This window comes from Vibrio sp. TRT 29B02, assembly GCF_050113655.1.
GTDB lineage: Bacteria > Pseudomonadota > Gammaproteobacteria > Enterobacterales > Vibrionaceae > Vibrio.
Map to the genome: position 1 here is coordinate 13,818 of NZ_JBNJOJ010000041.1, position 25,044 is coordinate 38,861.

23 protein-coding genes and 1 pseudogene are annotated in these 25,044 nt (G+C 45.6%); 6 read left to right on the forward strand and 18 right to left on the reverse strand.

Going from position 1 to position 25,044, the window contains the following annotated elements:
* Positions 1-53 precede the first annotated feature (53 nt).
* Together ACQEXT_RS19440 and ACQEXT_RS19445 are read right to left on the reverse strand one after the other, a co-directional pair.
* Positions 54-737 (reverse strand): response regulator, encoded by a 684-nt coding sequence (locus ACQEXT_RS19440; RefSeq protein WP_138970906.1) that lies wholly within the window; start codon positions 735-737, stop codon positions 54-56.
* A complete protein-coding gene (locus tag ACQEXT_RS19445) occupies positions 734-2,353 on the reverse strand; it encodes an ATP-binding protein (protein WP_426953250.1) in 1,620 nt (539 codons plus the stop codon). The genes ACQEXT_RS19440 and ACQEXT_RS19445 overlap by 4 nt, the downstream gene beginning before the upstream one ends.
* Positions 2,354-2,699: 346 nt before the next feature.
* Here ACQEXT_RS19445 and ACQEXT_RS19450 point away from each other — a divergent pair, with 346 nt between their 5' ends.
* Entirely contained in the window at positions 2,700-2,924 is a 225-nt protein-coding gene (locus tag ACQEXT_RS19450) for a hypothetical protein (RefSeq protein ID WP_138970904.1), read from the forward strand.
* Positions 2,925-2,978: 54 nt separating this feature from the next.
* Here the strand turns inward: ACQEXT_RS19450 and ACQEXT_RS19455 are convergent, their stop codons facing one another.
* The 12 genes from ACQEXT_RS19455 to ACQEXT_RS19510 form a co-directional block, all read right to left on the reverse strand.
* Complete coding sequence (locus ACQEXT_RS19455) at positions 2,979-4,148, reverse strand: tetratricopeptide repeat protein (RefSeq protein ID WP_426953251.1); 1,170 nt, start codon at positions 4,146-4,148, stop codon at positions 2,979-2,981.
* Positions 4,145-4,762, reverse strand: coding sequence for an energy transducer TonB (locus tag ACQEXT_RS19460; protein WP_426953252.1), 618 nt, complete (start codon positions 4,760-4,762; stop codon positions 4,145-4,147). Before ACQEXT_RS19460 ends, ACQEXT_RS19455 begins: the two co-directional genes overlap by 4 nt.
* Positions 4,762-5,166 (reverse strand): ExbD/TolR family protein, encoded by a 405-nt coding sequence (locus tag ACQEXT_RS19465; RefSeq protein WP_138970901.1) that lies wholly within the window; start codon positions 5,164-5,166, stop codon positions 4,762-4,764. Before ACQEXT_RS19465 ends, ACQEXT_RS19460 begins: the two co-directional genes overlap by 1 nt.
* The gene (locus ACQEXT_RS19470) at positions 5,163-5,720 is read right to left on the reverse strand and encodes a MotA/TolQ/ExbB proton channel family protein (RefSeq protein ID WP_426953253.1); all 558 of its coding nucleotides are present in this window, start codon (positions 5,718-5,720) and stop codon (positions 5,163-5,165) included. Before ACQEXT_RS19470 ends, ACQEXT_RS19465 begins: the two co-directional genes overlap by 4 nt.
* On the reverse strand, positions 5,720-7,075 hold the full coding sequence (locus ACQEXT_RS19475) for a MotA/TolQ/ExbB proton channel family protein (protein WP_426953254.1): 1,356 nt from the start codon (positions 7,073-7,075) through the stop codon (positions 5,720-5,722). Before ACQEXT_RS19475 ends, ACQEXT_RS19470 begins: the two co-directional genes overlap by 1 nt.
* Positions 7,072-7,839 (reverse strand): DUF3450 domain-containing protein, encoded by a 768-nt coding sequence (locus ACQEXT_RS19480; protein ID WP_138970898.1) that lies wholly within the window; start codon positions 7,837-7,839, stop codon positions 7,072-7,074. Before ACQEXT_RS19480 ends, ACQEXT_RS19475 begins: the two co-directional genes overlap by 4 nt.
* A gap of 169 nt (positions 7,840-8,008) precedes the next feature.
* Positions 8,009-10,102, reverse strand: a complete 2,094-nt coding sequence (locus tag ACQEXT_RS19485) for a TonB-dependent siderophore receptor (RefSeq protein WP_426953255.1) — start codon at positions 10,100-10,102, stop codon at positions 8,009-8,011.
* Positions 10,103-10,301: 199 nt separating this feature from the next.
* The gene (locus ACQEXT_RS19490) at positions 10,302-11,681 is read right to left on the reverse strand and encodes a histidine kinase sensor domain-containing protein (RefSeq protein WP_426953256.1); all 1,380 of its coding nucleotides are present in this window, start codon (positions 11,679-11,681) and stop codon (positions 10,302-10,304) included.
* Between the two features lie 5 nt (positions 11,682-11,686).
* A complete protein-coding gene (locus tag ACQEXT_RS19495) occupies positions 11,687-12,346 on the reverse strand; it encodes a response regulator transcription factor (protein ID WP_426953257.1) in 660 nt (219 codons plus the stop codon).
* A 104-nt stretch (positions 12,347-12,450) separates the two neighbouring features.
* A complete protein-coding gene (locus ACQEXT_RS19500) occupies positions 12,451-13,212 on the reverse strand; it encodes an MBL fold metallo-hydrolase (protein ID WP_331426549.1) in 762 nt (253 codons plus the stop codon).
* A 172-nt stretch (positions 13,213-13,384) separates the two neighbouring features.
* A complete protein-coding gene (locus tag ACQEXT_RS19505; protein WP_426953258.1) occupies positions 13,385-14,350 on the reverse strand; it encodes a lactate/malate family dehydrogenase in 966 nt (321 codons plus the stop codon).
* A gap of 123 nt (positions 14,351-14,473) precedes the next feature.
* Positions 14,474-15,346, reverse strand: coding sequence for a DMT family transporter (locus ACQEXT_RS19510; RefSeq protein ID WP_138970892.1), 873 nt, complete (start codon positions 15,344-15,346; stop codon positions 14,474-14,476).
* 194 nt (positions 15,347-15,540) lie between these two features.
* On the opposite strand from ACQEXT_RS19510, the gene ACQEXT_RS19515 reads away from it, so the two are divergent.
* The 3 genes from ACQEXT_RS19515 to ACQEXT_RS19525 all read left to right on the forward strand — a co-directional run bounded on the left by ACQEXT_RS19515 (position 15,541) and on the right by ACQEXT_RS19525 (position 18,202).
* A complete protein-coding gene (locus ACQEXT_RS19515; protein WP_138970891.1) occupies positions 15,541-16,257 on the forward strand; it encodes a glycerophosphodiester phosphodiesterase family protein in 717 nt (238 codons plus the stop codon).
* Between the two features lie 255 nt (positions 16,258-16,512).
* Positions 16,513-16,908: a SulA-like leucine-rich domain-containing protein gene (locus ACQEXT_RS19520; RefSeq protein WP_138970890.1), complete on the forward strand. Its 396-nt coding sequence runs from the start codon at positions 16,513-16,515 to the stop codon at positions 16,906-16,908.
* Between the two features lie 190 nt (positions 16,909-17,098).
* Complete coding sequence (locus ACQEXT_RS19525) at positions 17,099-18,202, forward strand: phosphoribosylaminoimidazolesuccinocarboxamide synthase (protein ID WP_426953259.1); 1,104 nt, start codon at positions 17,099-17,101, stop codon at positions 18,200-18,202.
* Between the two features lie 65 nt (positions 18,203-18,267).
* Here the strand turns inward: ACQEXT_RS19525 and ACQEXT_RS19530 are convergent, their stop codons facing one another.
* Complete coding sequence (locus ACQEXT_RS19530) at positions 18,268-18,771, reverse strand: hypothetical protein (protein WP_426953260.1); 504 nt, start codon at positions 18,769-18,771, stop codon at positions 18,268-18,270.
* 133 nt (positions 18,772-18,904) lie between these two features.
* Between ACQEXT_RS19530 and ACQEXT_RS19535 the strand changes: the two genes are divergently transcribed.
* Positions 18,905-19,819 (forward strand): LysR family transcriptional regulator, encoded by a 915-nt coding sequence (locus ACQEXT_RS19535; protein ID WP_426953261.1) that lies wholly within the window; start codon positions 18,905-18,907, stop codon positions 19,817-19,819.
* Here ACQEXT_RS19535 and ACQEXT_RS19540 read toward each other — a convergent pair.
* On the reverse strand, positions 19,816-20,685 hold the full coding sequence (locus ACQEXT_RS19540) for a YjjW family glycine radical enzyme activase (RefSeq protein WP_426953262.1): 870 nt from the start codon (positions 20,683-20,685) through the stop codon (positions 19,816-19,818). The two genes, ACQEXT_RS19535 and ACQEXT_RS19540, sit on opposite strands and share 4 nt — an antisense overlap.
* Before the next feature lie 16 nt (positions 20,686-20,701).
* Positions 20,702-22,240, reverse strand: coding sequence for a YjjI family glycine radical enzyme (locus ACQEXT_RS19545; protein WP_426953263.1), 1,539 nt, complete (start codon positions 22,238-22,240; stop codon positions 20,702-20,704).
* A gap of 400 nt (positions 22,241-22,640) precedes the next feature.
* On the opposite strand from ACQEXT_RS19545, the gene ACQEXT_RS19550 reads away from it, so the two are divergent.
* Entirely contained in the window at positions 22,641-23,942 is a 1,302-nt protein-coding gene (locus tag ACQEXT_RS19550) for a hemolysin family protein (RefSeq protein WP_426953264.1), read from the forward strand.
* A gap of 748 nt (positions 23,943-24,690) precedes the next feature.
* Here the strand turns inward: ACQEXT_RS19550 and ACQEXT_RS19555 are convergent.
* Positions 24,691-25,044 (reverse strand): annotated as a pseudogene (locus tag ACQEXT_RS19555) (transposase); the annotation flags it as partial.

A 25,044-nucleotide genomic window follows, 5' to 3' on the forward strand; every position in this document is an offset into this window, starting at 1 on the left:
ATGTAGAGGTCTATAACGATTCCGTCTAGGAAACACCCTATTCAGTAGAGCCTCTAATTGGCTTTTTTGTAGGTGCGCTCTGGTCGACCAACTGAACCATAGTTGAGATCCGCCTCTAGTTCACCTGTACTAATCAGGTACTCCAAATAGCGTCTCGCAGTGGTGCGACTCGCACCAATCTGTTCCCCAGCTTCATCCGCAGTAAGATGAACATGTTCAACAAATAGCGTTTTGATTTTTTCGAGCGTTACCCCATCAATCCCCTTGGGTAAACGATTCTTAGGCGACTCGTTGGAAGGTGTCGATTGGAGCATCTTATCCACGATGTTTTGGTCCAAGTCACTTGCGTGATTCAACTGATGCTTCTGCGAAATGTATTTCTTGAGTGCCACTTCAAGTCTCGGAAATACGACCGGTTTGAGCAAGTAGTCGACCACGCCCCCACGCATCGCCTGTTGCAGCGTTTCAACGTCGCGTGCAGCGGTAATCAGAATGACATCACAACTTAAATGATTGCTGCGCAGTTCATGTAAAATCTCTAACCCAGTACCGTCGGGAAGGTAAACATCTAACAACAATAAGTCAGGCGCTAATACCTCTAACTGAAGACCCGCTTCTCGCTTTGTCGTCGCAATGCCAATTACTTCATAGCCATCCATCTGCTCTAAGTAGCGTTGATGGAGTTGCGCTATCGCGAGATCGTCTTCAATGATCATTACTCGCGTTACTGAGGTCATATCTGTTCTTCCTTAGGTAGGTACACCGTGATCCTTGCTCCATGTTGCTTATTGTTGACCATTTCCAACTCGCCGTGATAACGAATTGCGAGTTCATTGATGAGATATAAGCCCACTCCTCGTGTTGCCTTATCTTTACTCGAGACGCCCCGTCTTACCAATGATTCTACACTCATGTTTTCAGGCAACCCACATCCTTGATCGATTACTTCTAAAATCACTTCATTACCAAAGTCACTAATTGAGACTTCAATCGTACGTCGGTGGGGGGCAAATAAGGTCTCTTTCGTTATCGCTTCACGCGTCGCATCGAATGCATTGTCGATTAAATTACCAAGAATCGTGACCAGATCTTCTGGGTTAATTCGTTTCGGTAAAGGTTCGAGACGAGAGCCTTCTTCAACCACTAAACGCAGACCAAGCTCTCTTGCACGTTCAGTTTTGCCTAATAACATACCCGCAATCAGAGGCTCTTTGACTGTTTCTCGCAAAAACTCGATCAATGCTTGATAGTGCTCAGTTTCCTGACCGATCAAATATTGCACCGCTTCCAGCTCTCCCATCTGAACCATGCCGCTAATCGTATTGAGCTTATTTCGATGCTCATGAGTCTGAGAGCGCAACATTTCTGCATACTCTTTGGTCTTAGCCAATTGCTCAGTCAATTCGGTCAGGTCGTCTCTCAAGCGAAAACTCGACACCGCCCCCACCACTTTGCCATCAACAATGATGGGACTTCGGTTGGCAATCAAACGCTGCTTGTTGAGGTAGAGGTTAATATCATGGTCTGTACGAGCTGTTTGCAACACGGTTTGCAAGTCACTGTCTGGGAGTACTTCACTTAATGGTTGGTTAAGCGACTGCTCTTTGCTGAGGCCTAATATTTGGCACGCACTCTTATTGATAGACCGCAACTTGCCCTGATCATCAATGGTTAGAATTCCCTCTTTAAGGGTTTCGAGAGTGACATCAAGCTCAACATACAACCGCCCAATTTCTTCGGGCTCAAAGCCTAAAATCGCACGCTGAAAGCGACGTGACGCATAGCTCGAAACAATCGCATTGGCGCCAACAACAGCAAATGCCATCAGGATCAGGTAGATCAAAAACGGTTCTATTCGGTCTTGTAGTCTGTCGATTAGATAACCGACTGAGACGACACCGATGATTTGCCCTTGCGCATTGAATACTGCCGACTTTCCTCGGACGGAATAACCAAGCGAGCCTTTAGCGATCGAAACGTAAGATTGTCCATCGATCAGAGCTCGATCGTTATCCCCGCCTTTCATTGGTTTACCAATTCGCTCATCCAACGGATGCACTAAACGGACACCCTCGTTGTTACCGACAACAATAAAAGCAGCACCAATTAAGGTCGTCAGCGTTCGATAGCGTTCCTGACTTTCTTCGTCTGGGCCATTTTCGATCATTTCAATTACGTAAGGAGATTCGGCAAGAAATGAAGCAATTCCCAACGCTTTCTGCCCCATCTCATCTTCTTGGGCATGCTTAATATAGACAAAGCCAGCTGCAACGAGTAACAGCAACTCGATTAAGCCAGATAGCGTCATAATAATCAGCATTCGTTTACGAAAACTGATGCTACTCCATTTCATAAATACTCCTTTTTCCACCTAAAGGATAACATTCGGATAACAAGCCAACGATTGGAGGATGAGTAATATGTGAAGCCCACAAAGATAAAATATTGACAGTGGTTATAAAGCCACCAAGCCGCATAAAGAAAACGTTTGCCTTGGGGTTGTTAGGCATTTTTAAATATGAAATCGGTATGATATTTGATCTAGATCATGAATATTCATGGTCATTTTTTACGCAATGCAGTCAGATTTTTCGTATAATTGTTGAGCACAGCCATTGTGCAAAACGTTAGTTTGGGCAGCCAAATTTCACATAAATACTACAACTATTTTGGCTGAAGGTATGACAGAGGAAAAGGCGATGAAAAGGGATATTTTCGGCATTTGTTTATCAAGAAGTATGCTCTCCAACAACCTAGCGAGCACGTTTACTCATGTCAGGGCTTACCAAAAGTCAGATCAAGGCGAGGATGTGACGGTGATGCATGCTTATCCACAAATGTCTGGGCAGGAGCTATTGACCAATTTGAAACAGTCCGAACGCTTATTGTGGCGTGCTGAGTTTGTCTGCTCCAACAACAAATAGCCTCATTCGTTGATAAGGAAAAGGGAAGCATTGCGCTTCCCTTTTTTGTTTGCTTTAACTCGAAGGCGAATCCGCCATTTTTCTCACCTGAGTGAGGTATCGAATCCAACTTTTCGCCTGCGATGAAGGCTCTATCTGCTCAGCGCGTTTTGCCTCAATAAGGGCATCTTCGACTCGATTTAACTTGAACAGTACACGCGTCTTAGCCAACGCGACTTGTTCTTTGTGCCCCTCGACTTTGTTTAGTACTGGCAGAGCTTGTTGATAGTGTCCCTGCTGTACCATTAACTGGGCAACATTCCAATGATAGTCTTTATCTAACTGCGCGGCCTGCCTCCACACCTCTATCGCTTTGCTCCATTCCTTTGCCGATTGCCAATAGACGGCCTGTTCCACCAACAGTTTTACGTCACTAGATGCGTTTTCGAGCTCACTAATTTCCAACGCTGCACGCTCCGGTACACCTCGTTTAGCGTAGAGCTGGGCGAGAATACGGCGATCATTTTGCGTTAATGCAAGCTGATTCAGCTTGGCCAGAGAGAGCGTATCCAGAGCCTCTTTGTCTTGCCCTACCCGCATCTGCAAGCTCGCTAACTGTCGCCACCAATTAAGCTTCTCAGGTTGCAAAGCAATCAACTGTTTTAGCGTTGGAATCGCCTGTGACCACTGTTTTAACTGCAATTGTGCGCCCAAAATGAGTGATAATGGCTGAATTCGGTCACTGGCCGATGCCTTCAGATAGTGATTCGCTGCCGGAATTACCTTATTCCACTGTTCAAGTTGATAATGAGACTGAGCAATACGTAGCCACACATCTTCTATTGGTGTTTTCTCGGCAGCGGATTTAACCAACGAATAGTAATGCTTGAGAGCCAGTTGATAGTTTTGCTGGCTAAGATGCAGATCTGCCAGCATTTTCTGGGTCGTCCAAGCCTGTTCATCTTGTAGCAGTCCACTCATTACCGCCTTGGTTAACTGCCCAATCGCGGCATCCACTTGACCATCCTGCCATAAAAAAACACCCTGCATACGAGCGATAAATGCTTGGTCATAAGCTCTTGATGAGTCGATCTGCTGAAGTTCGTTAATCGCCTCTTTGAGCTGGTCATTTTGCGCCAACTGGTGCGCCTTTTGTACACGAATCGCACTATATTGACTCAACTCTTGGGCGGTTCCCATCACGGAAAACAACACAAGAAAAACGACGAATAGATGTCTAATCATGGCGCTATTTTAAACTCCACTGTAGCCGTCTGACCGAATTGCGATAAGGCTTTGCCATCGACAATCTTCGGCTGATACTTCCATTTTTTGAGTGCTGCGATAGCTTCTCGCTCAAAGGTGCGCTTGGGCTTAGCATCTAGCACCTCTAAATCCGTCGGTCTACCTGTTGGGTCAATGGTAAATTTAATCACAACATAACCTTCAATGCGGCGCTTTGCCGCCTGGCTTGGATATCTAGGCTCAACTCGATAGAGTGGCATCGCCTGTTGATTGACCCCAAAATCGCCAAAACTCGGGGCGCGAATCGCCAATCCTTCGATCGCAGTACTGAGACCTAGTGAAGGTTGAGAAACCGGAGATAATTGAGTCTGTTCGGCATTCGCTTGAGAAGTCGGCATATGCTGCGGCACCTGCGGTGCTTTAGGCGGTTCTGGGACCCTGCGTTGACGTCTCTGCACGTCTTGCTCATTCTCCAACATGATCATGTTAAAACTGAGCGATTGGCTTGTGTCGGGGACAGATCGTTGACCACTGTCTACCATCAGTGCCATCACGCTGAATATCGCGAGCACACAGGCGAACGCAAGCGGTATCGCTAATAGCAATCGCATCACTAGATCTTCTCCGCTGCTAATGCGATATTGCGTACACCTGCGCTCTTGGCTGCATCCATGACCTTAACCACGGTACCACTGTACGCGTGTTCGTCAGCCTGAATAACCAATGACGCGTCCGGCTTGTCCAACATCAAGTGTTCAAGCGTCGCCTGCACTCGCTCTACATCAACAACACGTTTGTCGATATATATATCGTTGGCCGAGGTAATAGCGACAAAGATCCCCACTTCTTTCTGACTCACCACGTTTGATGCCGTCGGTCGATTGACCTCTACACCTGATTCTCGTACAAATGAACTGGTAACGATAAAGAAGATCAACATGATAAATACAATATCAAGCATTGATGTCAGATCGACCTGCGCTTCTTCTTGTCTCTGTTGACGTCGACCGAGTCTCATCGTTGACTCCTTAATGATTTTTCTAATTTAATTTCGTTCATGTGACACGCTTTTTGTAAACGGGCGTAAGCAAACATGCCAGTTAAAGCCGCAACCATACCCGCCATCGTTGGCAAGGTCGCTAGTGAAATACCAGACGCCATCAATTTGGGATTACTGCTGCCCTGATTGGCCATGACATCAAATACTGAAATCATTCCTGTTACGGTGCCTAACAACCCCAACATTGGGCAAATCGCCACCAGCACCTTGATGATATTTAGGTGTTGGTGGAGCTGACGATGCGCTTCAGATAGCCAACCATCACGGATAGACCGCGCATACCAAGAGTCGTGGTCGGTTCTCAATTGCCATTTAGCCACCCACTGTTTTTTTAACGTGGGAAACTGAAACCACAAAAACACCACACGCTCTATCAGTAAAATCCAGCTCAATAACACCACTGAGGCTAACCACCAAAGCACTTGGCCACCCTGCTGCATAAATTGTTGCAGAGCACTTAGCCAAGATTGCGTCATGATCAACTCCGACAATAGAGCAAATAGCGCGTCCATTACGCTGCATTCCCCAACTTGTCGTCAACCACGACATTATCCTGTTCCGCCTGCTCGGCCACTAAAGCGATCCCTTGCTTCTCAAGAATGTTACGGATGGCTTCCGCTTGAGCACTCAAAATATTGTGTGCCAACAACAACGGCATGGCAGCGATGAGGCCTAGCACTGTCGTTACCAATGCCATTGATATTCCGCCAGCCATTACTTTTGGATCACCATTGCCGAATTGTGTAATCACTTGGAAGGTTTCAATCATACCTGTCACCGTGCCTAATAGACCGAGCATGGGTGCCAACGCCGCCAGCAATTTAAGCATTGAGAGGCCTTTCTCTAAACTGGCCTGTTCATCAACCACCGCTTCTAGCAAGCGTAACTCTAAAGCTTCAACAGTCTTGTGTTTGCCATTTCCATAAACCGCCAACACACGACCAAGTGGGTTATCCGTGGGCATGTTAGGATTTTTAAACTGAATTCGAATTTTTTGGCGAGCAACAGACAAACTTACACCACGAACCAAAGCAATCAACAAACCAATAGCAAGCAAGCCGAGAATCACTTTACCCACGGCACCGCCCGCTTGAAGTCTGTCCATAAGACTTGGGGTCAATGCGAGTTGCTCTAGCATCATGCCACGGGAAGGATCTATGACTAGCGCTGTCGGTAGACCTTTATTCAAGTTTGCTAACGTATCTAGCGTTGGACCATTTTCCGGTTGTTGAATATACGCTGTCGCAACCTGCTTACTGCCGTTCCAGTTGAGGTAGCCTTGCTGACCAACAAGTCCAAAAGCTCCTAAGCGCAGCGCCTGTGTTTGCTGAGATATCCCTTCACCGTCGATAAAGGCGACAAGCGTCGATTCGATCTCTCGGCTAGCATCAACCTGCTCACTAAACGCGAGCCACAGTTCAGTCAACTGCGGTAAGGAAGGGAGCTGCATTGCAGCGACGATCTCATTCACTGCCTCGGTATGCGTCTGCGCGCCTGCGCCAGTGACCGATTGAAATAACTCCGATTGCAGTTGTTTGGCATTTTGTCGCACGACACCAAACACCTCGCCCAAGCTACCTGTTTCTAGACGCAGTTTCTCTTCCAATTCTGCTAACTGCTGTTCATTTCGACTGAAATCAGCGGCTAACTGGTCGTTTTGCGCTTGCAGAGCCTGTTTCTGCTTTGAAAGTTGTTGCTTTAACTGCGCCAGTTCTTGCTCGGTTTGTTTAAAGCCAGATTCACGTAATTGATTGTGCTGTTGCTGAACTTTCGCTTCATTCTTCGCGGCGGAGACTAAATCACTCGCCGAAGAATAGATTGGCAAAGCCGTTAAGGTCAGCAAAGTTATTAGGGCTGGGAATCTCATTGCTTCGCCTCCGCAACTTTCAGTGATACCGGCAAAGTGATCAAACTTGGCGCAACCTGTTTCGCCGCCATACTAAACGCGCTATCTAGTTGAGATTTTAGGGAAGCGTCTACTTCATACCACTTCGAGTCATTTTGATTCCAAGACCAGAATTTTTTGCCATTCAGGCTGCGTGCAACAAGAGACACACGACCAACATAGAGCACATCTGCCTGACGTTTTTCGCCATCGATAATCACTTGCCCCTGATAAAGCCCTAGCTTTGTTCCGTAGTCCATCTCGATTTGATAAGCTTCCAGAATACGACGATACTTCTCAGCATCACTGACATCCGCTCGGGTCATCATAGAGTCAAGCTTAGCGAGACGCTCATTGCGTTGATCTAACTTAATTGGGACATCTTGAGCGACAATCTGTTTCAGTCCATCAATCATCTGATACATCAAAGGTACAATCCCCTGACGTGTCGCCTTAATTTCTTCAATCTGGCGCTCTAAGCTACTTGCCTCTTGTTGCTGGCTATTGACCAAAGATGTCAAATGCTGACGATAGACTTCGAGGTTCTTGACCTCTTCTTGCAACTGCTCAATCTCTGCCTTAAGCAACAGTGTTTTTTCAGCACTGCTATCAATGCGTTTTTGGCTGCTGGCAGAAGCCGAATTAGTCTTGCTTTGAATGCCTTGCGCGGTATCTAAACCGCTAGCCAATGTACTTGTTGCTGCGAGGGTAAGACTAAGTGCCAAACTTATCGTAACTGAATTCATAACGTCTGTTTTTACTGATGTCATTATATAATTGAGAAGCAATCTCATTTAGGGTGATGCTCATAGTAGCGTCATTAAGCAAAATTGCAATGATCACTACACTTAAACAGGAATAGGGAAAGGTAATACCCTCTCCCTGATTCGTTCACAGAATTTTACTCAACTGTGATTAGTATTTAATTTGCAGTGTTGCCATATAGTTTCGACCTTCTCCAATCACTACATCTTCCGCGTAGTTATGGCTCGATGAGGTTGCACCACCTCCGGCCAAATAATCGGTGTCAAACAGGTTTTCTACGCTAAGACGAGCCACCATATCAAGGTTTGCATCATACTTATAGGTGTAGGCAAGCCCCATATCGACTCGAGTATACCCCTCTTTCTTAAAAGTATTGGCATCATCACCATATCGAGCGCCTTGATAGATAATACCCAAATTCACATCTAGCTCGTTAGTAGCAGCATAGCTAGACCATAAACTCGCGGCAAACTCAGGGACATCTTTTGGTTTGTTACCTGCATAGGTCTCGTGCTGACTGATTTCAGCATCCAAATACATGGCAGAACCAAACAGTGACACTCGCTCTGTTACCATACCCTGCGCCGTCAATTCAGCGCCGCGGTGTTGCTGTTCACCGTCTTGAGTTTTGATGTAGTTGCCAGCATTGATAGTATCTTCGACATCCATAGCAACATTCTGTTGCGTGATATCAAATAGCGCGCCAGATAGATATAGACGCTTATCGAGTAATTCCCACTTAGTACCCACTTCATAAGAGACACCCGTTGCTGCGTCTAAAAGAGCGCCATCGTTGGTGTAAGTGCGGCGACCACTTGCCACCGCGCCTTGTGGTTCAAAGCTTTCGGCATATGAAGCGTAAACACTGCCGTTGTCTGCGGGATGATAGATAACAGCAAACTTAGGCGAGATATTCTCTTCAGCAACGCCATCCGCAACCTTACGATCAAAACGAACGCCTGCAAGTAACTGCCACTGCTCGTTTAACGTCATCAGGTCTTGTGCATAAAAGCCCCAAGTGTCGTAGCTGGAATGACTCACTACATTTCGACCGCTTTGTGTCGGTACTCCCACGCTTTCGCCAGGTGCAACATCTTGAGTCGTGAAGCCTTTCTGATTGCGGTCATAGCTGTATCCCAACCAGTTCGAGCCAATTAGTAGCTGATGGCTCATGCCCGCCAATTCAAGATGACCAATCAGATCGAAATGACCTGTTCTGTAACGCCACTTATCATGGCGATTGTTACCACCATGCCCTACCGTACCGTTACTGTCTAAATCAGAGAAGTCTGGATAGCTTTCAATATCCGTTCGCTCCATGTCCTGATAGTTAAAGCCCGTGTTAACAGACCAGACAGCAGAAAGGTGTGCATCAATGTTGAAACCAATATTCTCTACATCATTTTCGATTTGAGACCACTGTGCGTCCCATATCAATTCTTTTCCTCTGACAGGCTGACCATCTAGAGTGTAGAGAGCACCAGAATCAACACTGCCTTTATCATTAGTTTTGTCGTAATTAAGTGACAGTGTGACGTCATCATTAATGTCATAATCAACAAACAGCCCCGCGACTAATCGGTCAGTTTGTGGTTTGGAACCGTCTGAGTAAGTTCTCCACGAACCCGCACTTTCTTTCGCCAACACCGTGCGAGCGCGCAATGTCTCTGCCTCGTTAAGCGCACCGCTAACATCAACCATCGTACGAGAATGATTGTTCGATCCGATATCCTGGCTAACGTTTACTTGCGTCTCATAAGTCGGCTTTTTCGTGACCATATTGATCAAGCCGCCAGGGGCAGAGACACCGTACAACAAACCCGATGGCCCTTTCACCACTTCGACTCGCTCTAGTAACTCGACAGGTTGGCGATAATGAGACCAATGTTGATGACCATCACGTAGGAAGCCAGATGAGCTTTCAACTTCAAAACCACGTAACGAAAAACGTTCACGGTTACGGCCTGTTCCACCAGCACTCACACTGGCATCATTCTTTAGAACCTCTCCCAAAGTGCTTGCTCGCTGTTCTTCAATAAGCTGTTCGCCTATCACGGCAACCTGCCCCGGAGTTTCTAGCTGACTCACTTCCATACGCATAGAGGTAGAATTCGTCTCTGCCTGATAACCGTAATCACGCCCTTGAACCACCATGTGTTCATCGGTATCAACACTGTGCGCGTAAACTCCAGGTACCGCCAATACCGTACCAATAACCAGTGCTAAGCGACTTTTAGTGAACATTTTCTTCTCCGTAGCTTGTGCAGAGCACAGCAGCTCTGCCTCATCATTTTCAACGGAGCGAAATATAAGTAATAACCAATATCATTTGCATTAAATTTACAATCTTTGCAATAGGCGTACATTTCATCGTCAATCCCCTGCCCATAAAGCACAAAAGCGAATGCCACATGACATTCGCTTCGCGTGATTCGTCGTCGTATTAACGTCTAATGGGCAAAATGAGCTGAACACTCAGTCCGCCAGTCGCTCGGTTGGATGCGATCACCTTACCATTAAGCAGACTCACTGCCTCTTTGACAATCGCCAGCCCCAAACCATACCCACCCTGCTGCTTGTTGCGCGAGGACTCCAAGCGTGTAAACGGTCTGAATATCTCCTTAATGTGACTTTGAGGTATGCCTGGCCCGTTGTCACAAACCTCTACCACCACATAACCTAAGTTCGTTGATTTAGTGTCTACGCTTACCCTTATTTCGGCGCTATCACCAGCATACTTAATGCTGTTGGTCAGCAGGTTATTAAGGCATCGGAGTACCAAGCGCTGATCCGTCACGATCATAGGAAGATTCGCACCATAATCGACCGTCATCGTTTGATGCTGCCTGAGTTGGAGACGGCTTTGCTCAACCTGACTTGAAATCAAACTTTCGAGGCAGACAGGCTTATAACTCGCTTCATAGCGAGAGTTTTCCAATCGACTGTACTCTAAAATCTCGGCTACCAAGACGTCCATTTGATCCACTTCTCGTTCCAATCGTTCAATCAAAGGGCGGTGTGAATCTGATGATTTTGCTCGAAGTAGATGGAGTGCGAGATTCTGTCTGGCTAATGGTGTGCGCAGTTCATGAGAGACGTCTCTTATCAAGTTGCGTTGACGCTGGGCTAAAGCATGGATCTCTTTGGTCATATCGTCGAAATCACGAGCTAAGTCATTAAACTCGCGCGTGTTGGAGCGCAATTCGCTCACAACACTGATATTAAAATCACCGGACGCAAGTCGACGACTCGACTCGCGCAATCGGTCCAACGGTCTTTTCAGTTGATTAGCCAAAATCAGCGAAAACAACGAGAGCATGGTAATGACGATCACCACTTTACTTACCGCCAGATAAACAAGAAAACGATGTGCTGGGTGCATTTCACTTGGCAATTGCACGACTAAGGTGTTGCCACCATCAAGGCCCAATCCAATCAATGGCTTACTCACCGTATCGTTTAAGGGGCCATCTAACTCTCGCAAGAAGCGCAGTTTAAATTCGAAGTGTGGATGCATCTGACGGTGAGACAGCGGCTGATTGTCCCGATCGAGAACAAAGAGGTAATAAGGTTGTGCGTTGGCCCAGTCGGCCAGTTCATCCATATCCCCTTCTTCGATCAGAACATTGGCCTGATGAGCCAATTGTAAAATATGTTGCTTGATTGGCACCGGCACCTTGAGCACCGCTTTAACTAATGCCTGCTCAGCAATAACTTGCAACAGGAGTATCGACACCATGACTGCCGCCATATGGCTAAACAACTGGAACACCAAGCTGTCTTTTCGCTGGGCAAAACTGTTGCGTAAACTAAATCGATACATGGTCATTAGCCTACGTTGGCGTTGAAGCTATATCCTTTGCCTCTCACCGTCTTTATATGTTGTTTGGAGAGTCCGGCTTCCACAAACTTACGTCTCAAGTTGCTGATGTGCATGTCTAAATTTCGATCGTATGGGCTGAGTTCTTTTTTCAGCACTTGGATCTGTAACTCTGCTTTAGACACAACCACACCTTCATTCTTTATCAGATAACCGAGTAAATCAGCCTCGGTGCAGGTCAAAGGCAACTGAGAAGAATCAAACGAACCTTGAGACTCGCAACTATTGGCTTGTCTTTGTTTCTCTAGACCGACACGTCGAAATATCGCTTTGATCCGAGTCAGTAATTCAGGAACCTTGAAAGGCTTAGCGATATATTGATCCGCGCCAGACTGATAGCCATCAAGTATCGATTCTTCATCATTGAGAGCCGTCAGCATTAGGATAGGAGTCGCAAAGCGCTGGCAGATTTTTCGCGCAACTTGCATACCATTAAGTTTAGGCAGCATGACATCAAGTAAAACCAGATCTACGGCCTTCTTTTCTAGGTATTTAAGTGCGCTCTCACCGCAGTGGACGCATTCAACGAGGTAACCTTCAGCTTCCAGAACATCAGACAGCAAGTGACACAGTTCGATATCATCATCGACAACTAAAATTCGCGACATGAGAATAGCAGTACAATTGAAAAGGGTTCGCATTCTAAACTAAGGCCATATTGAAGACAATGGCACTTAGTTGCGAAGTGCTGTGCGAATAGTCGGATCTAACGTCAACCAAGGTTCAAGACTGACGAGAATAGGCTCCTAAGCTTAATTTTGGTGGTGCGCCAATGAGTCGTTGGCGTTCTCGGTGCCGTACTCAGCAAGTGCTGATAGACAGGCTCAGTAAATTCGACCTGCCCTCCATGCGCAACCAGCAATACTTTCGGCTGGAGATTGTAGATACGCTTAATCGAAGCCCGATATTTATTTGGATGGAAGACGGGAAACGGTGAGATAAGATGTTTTTTGACTTCGACCATCAGATCGGCGACATACAAAATTCCTTTCTCTTGGTGATGCAGCGAAAGGTCTCTATCGGTGTGCCCCGGTGTTTCGAGCACGGTCCAATCTTCAAAGCCAGGAATCATTTCACCATCTGAAAGCTCAATATCAGCGATCAGCTTTCGTGAATACCACAAATTTCTCCGCGGTTTGTTTTTACGTCGCGCAACCCAACGCGCCAGCATAATATCGGTCAAATGCATTGCAAATCCGCTCACCCCGCCATACCAATGATGATCTCGTTTTGCCGACACTATCTTACACCCTGTAATCGATCGTAGCTTATGCGCTGCGCCCGCATGGTCTGGGTGCATGTGTGTCACTACCACTGCGGCTAGATCACTAAACGGGCGTTGCAACTCATGAGTAATAAAATGTTTGAGATACGAAATATCAGCTCTTGATGCACCATCTAGTAACATCAGCTTTTTTTCATACTCCACCAGATAAATTTTTTGGATATAGCCATCTAAAGCATGGATCTTCATAGCCGCTAAACATTTAACATTGCATTTACATTCAACTTATCAGGCTTATCACTATTGCAAAGAGTATTAGCTCTAATATGTGACGTCACAGATGCCTTTGACCAACAAATTTGAGCGATACAAACACAAAAGCGCGGAATTCACACCGCGCTCTCATATCAATGCCCTTGACTCAGTGTGCTTTGCTGGTTGATAAGCCAGTCATCTTAGCCACCTGCTCTACGACGGTATTCACTTGCTGGGCAATCTGCTTGAGTGTCTCCATCTCTTCGTCACTAAACGGATGTTGCAAGATCGCTTCTGCACCATTTTTACCCACCACCGTTGGCAAACTCAGCACGACGTCTTTCAGGCCATATTCTCCCTTGAGCAAGGTAGCAACAGGCAAGACAGAGCGTTCGTCAATCATCAACGCTTGTATGATTCGAAATACGCTGGCGGAGATACCGTGAGTGGTATTTTGCTTACGTTTGAAAATCTCATACCCTGCCTGCTTGACCGACTCTAGCAGTTCGTCAGCACAGATCCGTTCAATATGGTGGGTATCACAATAGTAATCCGCGGGCTGACCAGCGATAGAAATGAGACTTTTGGGTGTAAAACAGTGGCTACCATGCTCACCCAGCACATAGCCAAATACGTTCTTGGGATCGAGATTGACACGATTGCCGACAATACTCATCAAACGGGCGGTATCAATAACACAGCCACTACTGATCACTTTAGAACGCGCGAAATGGGTATTGGTGGCGATAAAGTGAGCCACGACATCACATGGATTACTGACCACGATTAAAGTCGCGTTAGGCGCTACGCGTTCAACTTCTTTGGCAATCTCAACACCAATGCGGGTATTGATTTCAGCCAGATCGATACGTGTTTGTCCTTGTTTGATCTGAGCACCTGCGGTAATCACGACGATATCAGCGCCAATGAGAGTCAGATAGTTATCCGTCGGGACTAAATGGGTGTTTTTTGAAAACGTCAAAGCGGCTGTGTGCCTAAAATCAAAGACCTCGCCTTCTGCGCGTTGTAAGTCTTTATCCAGCAGTACAAGCTCACTGATACTTCCTAGTGTCAGAAGGTAGTTACATACGCCTACCCCTACAGAACCAGCACCAATCACACCGATTTTCATTTATCTTTCCTTGTTAGATCTGTCCTATAACTTTGGATTGTACTAACAATTTCATCAATGATGCTAATTTAATTTTACCTATGAAATAAATATCAGATGTTTAATCTAAATATCGCGTAAAGACTAGACACGTCTCTTAAATAGCCGCCCATCTGTGCGATAGAATATCAGCGACACCAAGATCAGCCCACAACCGATCAACTTATTGCCAGACAACTGCTCACCATACCAAACAATACTGAGAACCACAGTCCAGATTGGCTCAAAGAGCATGATCAACGCCGCGTTGGCTGGATTACAACCTTTCTGACCTAAAGTTTGCATCACGTATCTCAAACTGGTTGCTAACAAGGCGCTCAGTGCAAACCATCCCCAAATGGAAGCGTCCACACTTTCAGGGAAAGTTTCGAACATCATCGACATAAGCAGTGCAATCACGCCAGTAACAAATAGCTGGATACAGGTCAGCAACAACACTGGCACCTTGCGGGCGAGCTGACTGTTAACGTTGAAATGCAGAGCAAGTAAACACGCATTGGCCAAAAACCAAAGCTGACCCGCAGAGCTATTCCAACCATTGGTTAACGACAACATCGCCAAGCCAGCTACTGCTATAGGCATAGAAATCCAAAATGCTCGTTTCGGTCTATCTTGGTAAAGAACCCAAGCAATAATAGGGACAATAATCATCGATAGGCTGACGATAAACGCCCCTTCGCCCAATGTCTCACTGATTGAAATCGCATAGACCCAACTCAGCAACGCGAAAGACAGTATCACCCCTCCTCCAACCGCCTGCCCAATAAGAGCAAGCGTCAATTGGCGAAAACGCTTAACACATAGAGGAAGTAAGCAAACCGACGCGACGAGAAAACGCAAGCCAACGAACCCAAAAGGCGGCAAACCTTGAATCGTCTCTTTGGAAAAAATCCACCCCAGCCCTGCGAGTGCTGTTGTTGCAAATAGTATCCAGCCAGCTTTATTTTCAGCGTTCAAATTCAAGTTCTCTTTCTCGTTATTATCGTTATTATCGTTATTATCGTTATTATCGTTATTATCGTTATTATCGTTATTATCGTTATTATCGTTTTGATAGTGTCAGATTTATTGAACAGAAGCTATTAATTATCTACTCATCTTCACCACTTCATACTAAGCTATCACTCTGAACTATTTGAGGATTATTCGATATGATCATTGTTGGACACCGAGGTGTCGCCGGACATTTCCCTGAAAATACACGTTGCAGTATTGAAGCCGCCATCGCGCTAGGTTTGAAATGGGTAGAAGTCGATATTCAACCAACCAAAGATAACCAGCTAGTTGTCTGTCATGACCACACCATCAACCGTTGCAGTAACGGTCGTGGCCGCGTTGATCGCTATACGTTGGATGAACTCAAACAATTTGATTTTGGTCGTTGGTTCGACCGCAAGTTTGCCAACCAGACAATTATGACACTCAATGAACTGCTCAATTTAGCTGTAGAGAACAAGCTAAAACTTAATTTAGAGGTCAAAATCGATCGTCACGATCCAATGCTAGTTTGTCAGCTCCTCGCTAAAGAGCTAGGCAGCAGCCAAGCCACAACTGAAGACATTGTCCTATCGAGCTTTAACCACGACATTGTGCGTTGTCTGCACCAACTTATTCCCGAGTACAGACTCGCCGTGTTGTGTGATCGAGTAACGACTAAGGTGGAACGTTTACTTAAGCAAGTCTCTGCTTTTAGCTGCAACGTTAACTATAAATTTCTTAACAACAGCAAGATTTATCGGCTCCAAGCGGAGGGGTTTCAGGTGTGGAGCTATACGGTCAACAATCCAAAATCATTGCGTCATCTATCGAAGCTCGACGCCATTTTTAGCGACTTTCCTCAACGCTTTCTCACGCATAATCCTCAGTAGTAACCTGTACAGTGTTATCCACCACCACTGGATAACACTGGCTATGTGAGTGCGTCAGCTCACAATTTTCATTTTAGCTCTCACGCCCAAAAGCATTCCAAAAACCAAACAAAACCATTAAATATCAAAGACATAAACCAAAACCACCCTCTATGACTTTGTTTTTATCGTATAAAAATCCCACAAAAATGCTTGCTTCTTATTTGGATTAAAACTACTGTATACACATACAGCATGTATAAAGGAACAGTGATTATGATTCAGGCACAAACTCAGACTTCAGCGTTTTCAAAATATAATGTTCTTGCTCAACCGACTCAGCCGATGAACATCGATGACACGACGTTAAATCGCCTAGCGGGTCTTTCCAATCAAAAGCAATGGATTCTGTTTACTGCTGAGTGCCCTCGCCCGAATTATGATCAGTTCGCTTCTTGCCATGTAAGCTGCAAAAAGATTATTCAGATGAAACCTTCACAGACCCAGTCTGAATTCGAAATCGTCATTAAGGCGATCCAATCCGGTAATGCCAGTGCTGTCGTTGCCTCTAACAATCTTTCTACTGTTGAGCAAAGCCTACTTTGTGAACATGCTCGTCAGTATCAATGTGAAGTCTTCTTCGTCGAAGGAAGAGTGAACCAATTTCACTAATCAACACTGCCAATCGCCCCTCTCTGAGGGGTTGTTTTTTGTTAATCTCAGCTCATTTTGCTTGCAACATAAAAAAATAAGCAAACGTTTGCTTTTTCTCTGGCAGCACAGAATAGTTCTGGTATGATGCGTTGGATATCGGCTGTCGCGAATGGCAGTCGCCCACCTTGCTAAAGATAGGAATGTCGAAATGAGTCTCGCTGATCAAGTTCTTGCCGTAAACGATGATCTCCCAATTCGTACTGATAAACCCGTTCACAGTGGCAAAGTCCGTTCAGTCTATTGGCTGACGGAAGAAGACAGTAAACGCCTTATTAAAGAGAAAGGCTACGATGTTGCCCCTGATGCACCATTGGCTATCATGGTGATCAGTGACCGTATTTCTGCTTTTGATTGTATCTGGCATGCTGAAGGTGGATTAAAAGGTGTTCCTGGTAAAGGAGCGGCTCTAAACGCTATCTCCAACCACTGGTTTAAGTTGTTTAAAGACAACGGGCTTGCTGACAGCCATATTCTAGATATTCCGCACCCATTTGTTTGGATTGTCCAAAAAGCCAAACCAATCATGATTGAGGCGATCTGTCGCCAATATATTACTGGCTCAATGTGGCGTGCATACGAAAAAGGCGAGCGTGAATTCTGTGGAATTCAACTACCAGAAGGGCTAGAGAAAGATAAGCCGCTTCCTGAGTTGCTCATGACACCGTCGACAAAAGGCATTCTTAAAGGCATCTCAGGTGTACCTGAAGCTGACGATGTTAATATTACTCGTAAAAATATCGAGGATAACTTCGCTGCCTTTAACTTCTCTAAAGCAGAAGACATCGCACTTTACGAAAAATTACTTCGTGAAGGTTTCGTGGTTATCAGCAATGCACTTGCCGAAGTCGACCAGATTTTTGTCGACACTAAATTCGAATTTGGCTACGTGACTGACGCAGCAGGTAACGAAAAGCTCATATACATGGATGAAGTTGGTACACCCGATTCATCACGAATTTGGGATGAGGAAGAGTACAATCAAGGTCGAATCGTCGAGAACTCAAAAGAAGGTTTCCGCCAATTCCTACTTAATTACTTCCCAGATCCAGACATTTTGCTCAACAAAGAGCGAATGGATGAACGTGAGGCTTTGGCTCGTGACAATGCGTTACCATTAGAATCACTGATCGATATTTCAACGACTTATCTAAGCATTGCCGCTAAAATTACTGGCCAAGAGATCAAACTAAGTGACAATCCGAAGCAGGAAATCATCGATATCCTTTCTCGCGATTACGGGCTGATCGACTAGATAAGCCATCATACGCAAAAGCCCCGCTCAGCAATGAGCGGGGCTTATTAATCACAGCTCAAACACTATTTGTCTTTGCCTTTGTCACCTTTATCTTTACTGCCTTTATCTTTGCCACCCTTATCTTTACCACTATTGTGGTTGCCCTTATCGCCACTTTTTCCTTTACCAGATGTTGGGCTCGCTTGTTCTGACTCATCGTCGCTGCCTTTCAGCGTTCCCGTCCCATTTCCTGGGTTAGAGTACTTAGCGTGAGCATTTAGCTCTTCTTGGGTGACGAACCCATCCTTGTCTTTATCAAACGATGCAAAGGCACTGAGTTTGTTTCTACCATCAGTACCATCGTCTTCAGATTCCTCTTCTTCCACCTCATCATCATCTCGAGTTCCACGGTACTGGTTAAATTCTTCTGCTGACACTTTGCCATCACCGTCTGTGTCCATCACACTCAGTTCTGGAGGTGTTTTGGTGCGATTGTTATCATCGCCATTTTCAACCTCTTCTTCGGCAAAAAGATTAAAACTTACCAGTGTCACTAATATCACTAACCACTTTAGTCCTTTAAACATGCCTCTATCTCCTCTGTACTTCCCTGTTAACATTTTAGTTTACTGATACTATTGTGCATGATTTGCTTACTTCCCTATCAATTGGCGTCATTAAACGTTATAACTAGCCACTCGCGTCAGTAACGGTAATAAAATGGACTACATCGCGCTCTCCCGCATCAGCTTAAAACACCTTACGGTTTTGCATGTTCTTCTCAGCACACACAGCGTCACTAGCGCTGCACATGTTCTTTGTGTCACCCCGTCGAGCGTAAGCAAAACATTAAGCCAATTAAGAACGCAGCTGAACGATGACCTTTTCTACCGTGACGGTGGTCATTTAGTTCCTACCCCATTCGCGTTAAGCATTGCCGTTGAGATCCATAAAATTCTCTCCAGCATGAACGGAATTCTTCATCAGGGAGAGTTTCAGCCACAAGAGTTTGAAGGGACACTGTCGCTCTCAATGCGCGAAAGTACCTTTGAGTTATTTGCCGCTAAAATTGCCCAAATTTCCCGCCAGTTAATACGCACACATGGTATCCATGTCTTCGCCAAAGAGCAGCTTAGCTTTGAAGCGCTTAACCGTGGCCAAGTGGATTTCATGATTCTACCGCACGACACCAGTCAGCCGCCGACTCGCAGTAGAGAATTGATGTGGCAGCAAATCGCCTCGGATGAGATGGTCTGTTTGATGAGCGCCGATCACCCTCTCGCTGACAAATCGCTCTCTATTGATGGTTACCTCGCTTATCAGCATATCGGTATATTGGATAAAGACTTATCTGAGCCCTATTTTGAACAGAATCTTACTCAGCAACACGGCTCACGGAAAATCGCCGTTTCAGTCGCTGATTTTGGTGCCGCCGCCGTGTTGTGCCACCATACAGACTACCTACTGACATGCTCAAAAATGTGGGCTGAAAAAGCCCTACAAGCGCAGAGCTTAGTGAGTAAACCTCTACCCTTCGAATACGGCAAAGTGGCTTATAGCCTAGTTTGGAATCAAGCAAGCTTAAATGATCCAGCGTTAAATTGGCTCCATAGCCAGCTAATCAGTGGGGATTAGGTATAAACCGTCGGCAGTGTAATCGACTGAGTAATCTTGCCCGCTAGCCGTTGATGAAAGCGAGTCATCTCTGATTGAGAACATTTCTCCCAACTGAGCGCTTCGCCAACTACACCGTGATGCTGAAAAGCGTTGAGACGGATAACGACGTCATCCGGCAGCGCGTTAATCAGCCTAGTGACATCATTCAACTGGCTATCTAGGTCGCTTTTACCGGGTATGTGCAGTAACCGTAGTTCGTATAGTTTTCCGATCCTGGCTAGATACTTTATCGATGCAATCACCCTGTGATTTGACCGACCGACTAGCCACTGATAAGTCTCATGCTGCCAAGCTTTTAGGTCGATCATCACCCCATCCAACCAAGGCTCCACACGCTGCCACCCCGATTCATTGAGGTAACCATTACTATCAATAAAGCACGTCAGATGCGTCAGCTCAGGATCCGATTTCACCCGCTCAAACAGCTGTGCAATAAAGGGAAGTTGTAGAGTCGCCTCTCCTCCCGATACCGTAATGCCGCTAATGAAATAACGCTGCTGCTTGATTAATTCAACCACCTCAGTGACGCTGTAACTGTGAATTTTGGGGCTCGACTTATGGGGACACACATCAATACAGTGATCGCATTGTGTGCATAATGATTCATCCCACACCACCTTGTTACCCTGATCAAAAGAGAGAGCTTGAGTTGGGCAGCCCGACACGCAATCGCCGCAATGGTTGCAGTGATTGATGGTATGCGGATTGTGACAGTTTTTGCAGTTGAAGTTACATCCTTGCACAAAGATGACCAGGCGATTGCCCGGTCCATCTACACAAGAAAAATTCAAGATACGGCTGATAAGAGCGTGTTTCTCATCCATATGTTAGAACATCTCATTAATAGGTCGGTGTTGTTTCCATGCTGACAATACGCGGAGCTCTATCTAGAATGCCAGTGTTCTTTGCCGCTTCAGCGCCTAAAAAGGTGGTGTTTGTTCGCGAGCCCTTCTGTGCGAATTTATTGATGTCCGACAGTTTGACCATATATCCCGTCACACGAACCAGATCGTTTGATGCTACGTTCGCGGTAAACTCTCTATAACCCAGATTTAATGCCCCTTTACACAGGTTGAACATCGCCTCTGGATTGGATTTTACCGTTTCATCAATGGTCAAAATATCACTGATACCTGATGTGTAGTATTGATGTTGTCGTGCCGTCGCTTGAACATAGCTAACTGGATCTGGCTCTGTTCCGTAAGGGATTCGAACGCCTGGCGTGACCTGATGATCAAGACTAATACCACCTTGAGCGTGCAACAATGCTTTCCCTTCAAGACCATATTTGACTGGTAAGCTATTGACCAAGTGTGCAAGTGTGGCGGAAATCTCTACAGCAAGATCATTTGCACTTTGGTCATGGCCATACTTTGCAACCATCCCCTCTTTTTCTAACAGGATGGTAACCGCTTCTGCCATGCCATAGATACCGAACATAGGTGCAAAACGATCTTCGTGAATCAAACCTTCAGTAGTGAGAAATCCACTGAAAAAGTTAGATTTTTCATGTAGATGACTGCTACGTGCATCCATTAACTCAACCATAAGTTGGCTATAGCGAGGCAGTACTTGAGTCAGAAAATCTTCACGGTTAGCTGCCTGAGTAGCAACTTGTTTCAAGTTCATTCGCACCAAGGTATTAGAACCACCGGCGAGTGGTAGCGAGTTATAGCAGCTAACGATACCAAATTGCTTATCGCCGTACGCAGCAGCATGAATCGGATAGTTCGCAATATGTGGCTTACTGCACTCACAGATATTACTTGTCGCTTGTCTTAGAAGGTCGTCCGGCGTCACTTCAGGGTCATACATGAAAGTGAGGTTTGGCGCGATCTGTTTGAGCTCCGCGTCAATCTGCAAGAGCGTACGACAGATGAGATTGTCTGTTGGGCCAATATTTACGTGCATAAAGGCATCTGGCAACGTTCTATCTAACATTATCCAGAAGCGTTTTAGCTTTGTGTACACTTGCAGTGGGTCTAGATCACCAACGTACGGCAACAACACATCGTCCAACTGACCAAGATAAACGGGAATATTGGTTACTGAAGGCACATGATGATAAACAATAGTGAGTAGGTTTAGCGCATCATCAAAGTCGCTTGCAGGTTCTAGCTCTAGATATTGTGAACCTTGTTGGAGGAACTTGGCGTAATCAGGCAGTACATAGCGAGGTTTGAATGGAGCATGCCCTTCAAACATGTCACACAATGCTCCCTCTTTCATTGCATCTCTTACTTGCTGCGAGATTTCCATATAAGGCAAACTCGCTTCGGCCTCAAGCGCGAGAAACTGGTTTTTCTGTTTAGGGGAAAGAGTCGCATCTGTGACTATGTTGTAGATACGTGTTTGGAACTCATTATAGCTATCTGACATGTTAGCAAATCCTTATTGTTTTTAAGGATTTTATCTCAATTGGTTAAATGTCCACTATTGAAACTAAGTTGAATACATATTTCCATTTTGGAAATCATTGTAAGTAAATTGCCTCCATTGCACTTTTGTGATCATCAGCATCGCCTCAAAATTTAGAACCAGATTCTCATTACCCGATTTGGTCACAGTTTCGATCATAGACGGCCGAGCCATTGAATCCAAACAAGCGTTTTAATACGGGGTTTTCGCGCTCCACCAGCATTAACTGCTGCTGGATAAATCTAAGTGGATAACACACTGAGTTGCCTATCGTCACGACAAAATGAATTCGTGGAAGTTTTCTCAATCTCGTAGTCAGTTGTGGCTAGAATGGCGCAACCTTTCTATTCGGATAGCCTCCATGAGTCTACTTGAAAACCTCTCCATTATTATGGCGCTGATCTTAATCAGCTGTTTTTTTTCGATGTCAGAAATCTCTTTGGCCGCAGCGCGTAAAATTCGCTTGCGCCAACTTGCGGACGATGGCGATCATCGAGCCACTTTGATCCTAGGGCTACAAACGCACCCAGGTAACTTTTTTACCGTGGTGCAAATTGGCTTGAATGCTGTTGCCATCATGGGCGGCATCGTTGGTGAATCAGCGTTTACTCCCTATATCGCTGCCATGCTGAGCAGTTGGGTCCCTGCTGCGTGGATCGCACAGACCAGCTTTGTACTCTCTTTTACCTTAGTTACCAGCCTGTTTATTTTATTTGCCGATCTGATGCCTAAACGTATCGCTATGGCCATGCCAGAAACCGTTGCTTTAACCCTAGTAAAACCGCTATTGGTGTGCATTCTCATCCTCAAGCCTATTGTATTGGTCTTTAACGGATTGGCGACACTGATTTTTCGCTTGTTGCGCGTTCCCGCGGAGCGTAATGACGACATCACCAGTGATGATATTTACGCGGTTATGGATGCAGGCGCAGAAGCGGGTGTACTCGATACCAATGAGCAACAGATGATGGAAAGCGTGTTCCAGATGCAATCCATTCCTGTTACTTCAGCCATGACGCCACGCGAAAACATCGCTTTTCTCTCTCTTGATGACGATGAAAGTATGCTCAAACGTAAAATCGCCGACAACCCACATCACAAGTTCCTTGTTTGTGATGGACAACTTGATGCGATTAAGGGCTTCGTCAATTCAACCGAGCTGTTGATTCGCCTTATTAACGAGCAAACTTTGGACTTAAAAAGCAGCAGCGTGGTGCAAACCTGCCCTATCATCCCTGATACGTTGAGCTTGTCCGAAGCATTGGATTACTTTAAAACCAATCGCGTCGACTTCTCTGTGGTAATGAACGAATACGCGCTGGTGCTTGGCGTCGTGACGTTTAATGATTTACAAAGCGCAGTAATGGGTAGCTGGGTGTTGGCCGAAGGTGAAGAGCAAATTGTCGCTCGCGATGAGTACTCTTGGCTGGTTGATGGTGTAACGCCTATCACCGATGTGATGCGCACGCTGCAAATTGACGAATTACCACACTCTCAAAACTACGAAACCATCGCTGGTTTTATGATGTTTATGCTGAAAAAAATTCCTCGTCGTACCGACTCGGTCACCTTCTCAGGCTACAAATTTGAAGTCGTTGACATTGATGACTATAAAGTAGACCAACTGCTGGTCACTCGTGTGGATCAGAAAGATGATGAGTAACAGAGTTAAAACAAAGTTAGAAAGCTAAGCAAAAGCTAAGGGGACACACACCATTACCTCAAAGAATGCCAACAAAAATCGACAACCCGCATGAATGGAACCTTTGGCGTAAAATAATGTAAAAGGACAGGCACTATTAAAAGATACTTATGCTCCAGCCATAATCTATCGGTGAAATCGGTATCAGTTTGCCCAGTTAGGCGAGAGTGTGGCGTTCTGTGAGCCACTGTTGGCGTGAATGAGTCTATTGAGGCTTTTTTGAGTAACGAGTGATTCACCAAAAACATTTTTGGTTTCGTGTGGGTTTCTTACTAGAGATTTAATGGTTTGGTACCTCAAGGGGACACACACCATTACGAAGCTAAGGGGACACACACAAAGAGCTAAGCGGGCAGCTAAGGGGACACACACCATTACCTGAGGCTTTTTTGAGTAAAGCTAAGGGGACACACACCATTACCTAAAGAATGCCAACAAAAATCGACAACCCGCATGAATGGAACCTTTGGCGTAAAAAATGTAAAAAATGTAAAAGGACAGGCACTATTAAAAGATACTTATGCTCCAGCCATAATCTATCGGTGAAATCGGTATCAGTTTGCCCAGTTAGGCGAGAGTGTGGCGTTCTGTGAGCCACTGTTGGCGTGAATGAGTCTATTGAGGCTTTTTTGAGTAACGAGTGATTCACCAAAAACATTTTTGGTTTCGTGTGGGTTTCTTACTAGAGATTTAATGGTTGGCTAATCGCTTAGCTATCCAACCGAAGTAAATTGAGTCGCTTTCGTTTCATCAGCTGTTTGGCCATCATTGCGCTTTGGGTACAACCTACTGTAGTGCAGCGTAGCCTCTCCAACTGAGTACAAGTCTCAAGCCAGTTTACTTGATTGATATTAAGTCTTTGCAATATCGCTGGCGTCTCTTCACTTAAGCTCGCTTTCCCTTCTCGGTATTGGCGTGCTGTCCAATCGACTAGCTCGATGTAATCCATCAGTCGAAACGGTATACCATCACGTTGATGGTTATTGTCATTCCCAACAAACGGGTAAAGGCAAGGTGCCGTCTCTTGCTGATTGTTTAATGCCTCAACCCTCGCTTTAATTGA

What these genes read in the sequence shown, in the direction of transcription:
- ACQEXT_RS19545 (WP_426953263.1), bottom strand. Translation starts at nt 22,240, where the DNA reads ATGTCAGATAGCTATAATGAGTTCCAAACACGTATCTACAACATAGTC.
- ACQEXT_RS19465 (WP_138970901.1), bottom strand. Translation starts at nt 5,166, where the DNA reads ATGAGACTCGGTCGACGTCAACAGAGACAAGAAGAAGCGCAGGTCGAT.
- ACQEXT_RS19500 (WP_331426549.1), bottom strand. Translation starts at nt 13,212, where the DNA reads ATGAAGATCCATGCTTTAGATGGCTATATCCAAAAAATTTATCTGGTG.
- ACQEXT_RS19455 (WP_426953251.1), bottom strand. Translation starts at nt 4,148, where the DNA reads ATGATTAGACATCTATTCGTCGTTTTTCTTGTGTTGTTTTCCGTGATG.
- ACQEXT_RS19450 (WP_138970904.1), top strand. Translation starts at nt 2,700, where the DNA reads ATGAAAAGGGATATTTTCGGCATTTGTTTATCAAGAAGTATGCTCTCC.
- ACQEXT_RS19505 (WP_426953258.1), bottom strand. Translation starts at nt 14,350, where the DNA reads ATGAAAATCGGTGTGATTGGTGCTGGTTCTGTAGGGGTAGGCGTATGT.
- ACQEXT_RS19530 (WP_426953260.1), bottom strand. Translation starts at nt 18,771, where the DNA reads ATGTTTAAAGGACTAAAGTGGTTAGTGATATTAGTGACACTGGTAAGT.
- ACQEXT_RS19550 (WP_426953264.1), top strand. Translation starts at nt 22,641, where the DNA reads ATGAGTCTACTTGAAAACCTCTCCATTATTATGGCGCTGATCTTAATC.
- ACQEXT_RS19525 (WP_426953259.1), top strand. Translation starts at nt 17,099, where the DNA reads ATGAGTCTCGCTGATCAAGTTCTTGCCGTAAACGATGATCTCCCAATT.
- ACQEXT_RS19535 (WP_426953261.1), top strand. Translation starts at nt 18,905, where the DNA reads ATGGACTACATCGCGCTCTCCCGCATCAGCTTAAAACACCTTACGGTT.
- ACQEXT_RS19540 (WP_426953262.1), bottom strand. Translation starts at nt 20,685, where the DNA reads ATGGATGAGAAACACGCTCTTATCAGCCGTATCTTGAATTTTTCTTGT.
- ACQEXT_RS19480 (WP_138970898.1), bottom strand. Translation starts at nt 7,839, where the DNA reads ATGAATTCAGTTACGATAAGTTTGGCACTTAGTCTTACCCTCGCAGCA.
- ACQEXT_RS19515 (WP_138970891.1), top strand. Translation starts at nt 15,541, where the DNA reads ATGATCATTGTTGGACACCGAGGTGTCGCCGGACATTTCCCTGAAAAT.
- ACQEXT_RS19440 (WP_138970906.1), bottom strand. Translation starts at nt 737, where the DNA reads ATGACCTCAGTAACGCGAGTAATGATCATTGAAGACGATCTCGCGATA.
- ACQEXT_RS19470 (WP_426953253.1), bottom strand. Translation starts at nt 5,720, where the DNA reads ATGGACGCGCTATTTGCTCTATTGTCGGAGTTGATCATGACGCAATCT.
- ACQEXT_RS19495 (WP_426953257.1), bottom strand. Translation starts at nt 12,346, where the DNA reads ATGTCGCGAATTTTAGTTGTCGATGATGATATCGAACTGTGTCACTTG.
- ACQEXT_RS19445 (WP_426953250.1), bottom strand. Translation starts at nt 2,353, where the DNA reads ATGAAATGGAGTAGCATCAGTTTTCGTAAACGAATGCTGATTATTATG.
- ACQEXT_RS19520 (WP_138970890.1), top strand. Translation starts at nt 16,513, where the DNA reads ATGATTCAGGCACAAACTCAGACTTCAGCGTTTTCAAAATATAATGTT.
- ACQEXT_RS19490 (WP_426953256.1), bottom strand. Translation starts at nt 11,681, where the DNA reads ATGTATCGATTTAGTTTACGCAACAGTTTTGCCCAGCGAAAAGACAGC.
- ACQEXT_RS19475 (WP_426953254.1), bottom strand. Translation starts at nt 7,075, where the DNA reads ATGAGATTCCCAGCCCTAATAACTTTGCTGACCTTAACGGCTTTGCCA.
- ACQEXT_RS19485 (WP_426953255.1), bottom strand. Translation starts at nt 10,102, where the DNA reads ATGTTCACTAAAAGTCGCTTAGCACTGGTTATTGGTACGGTATTGGCG.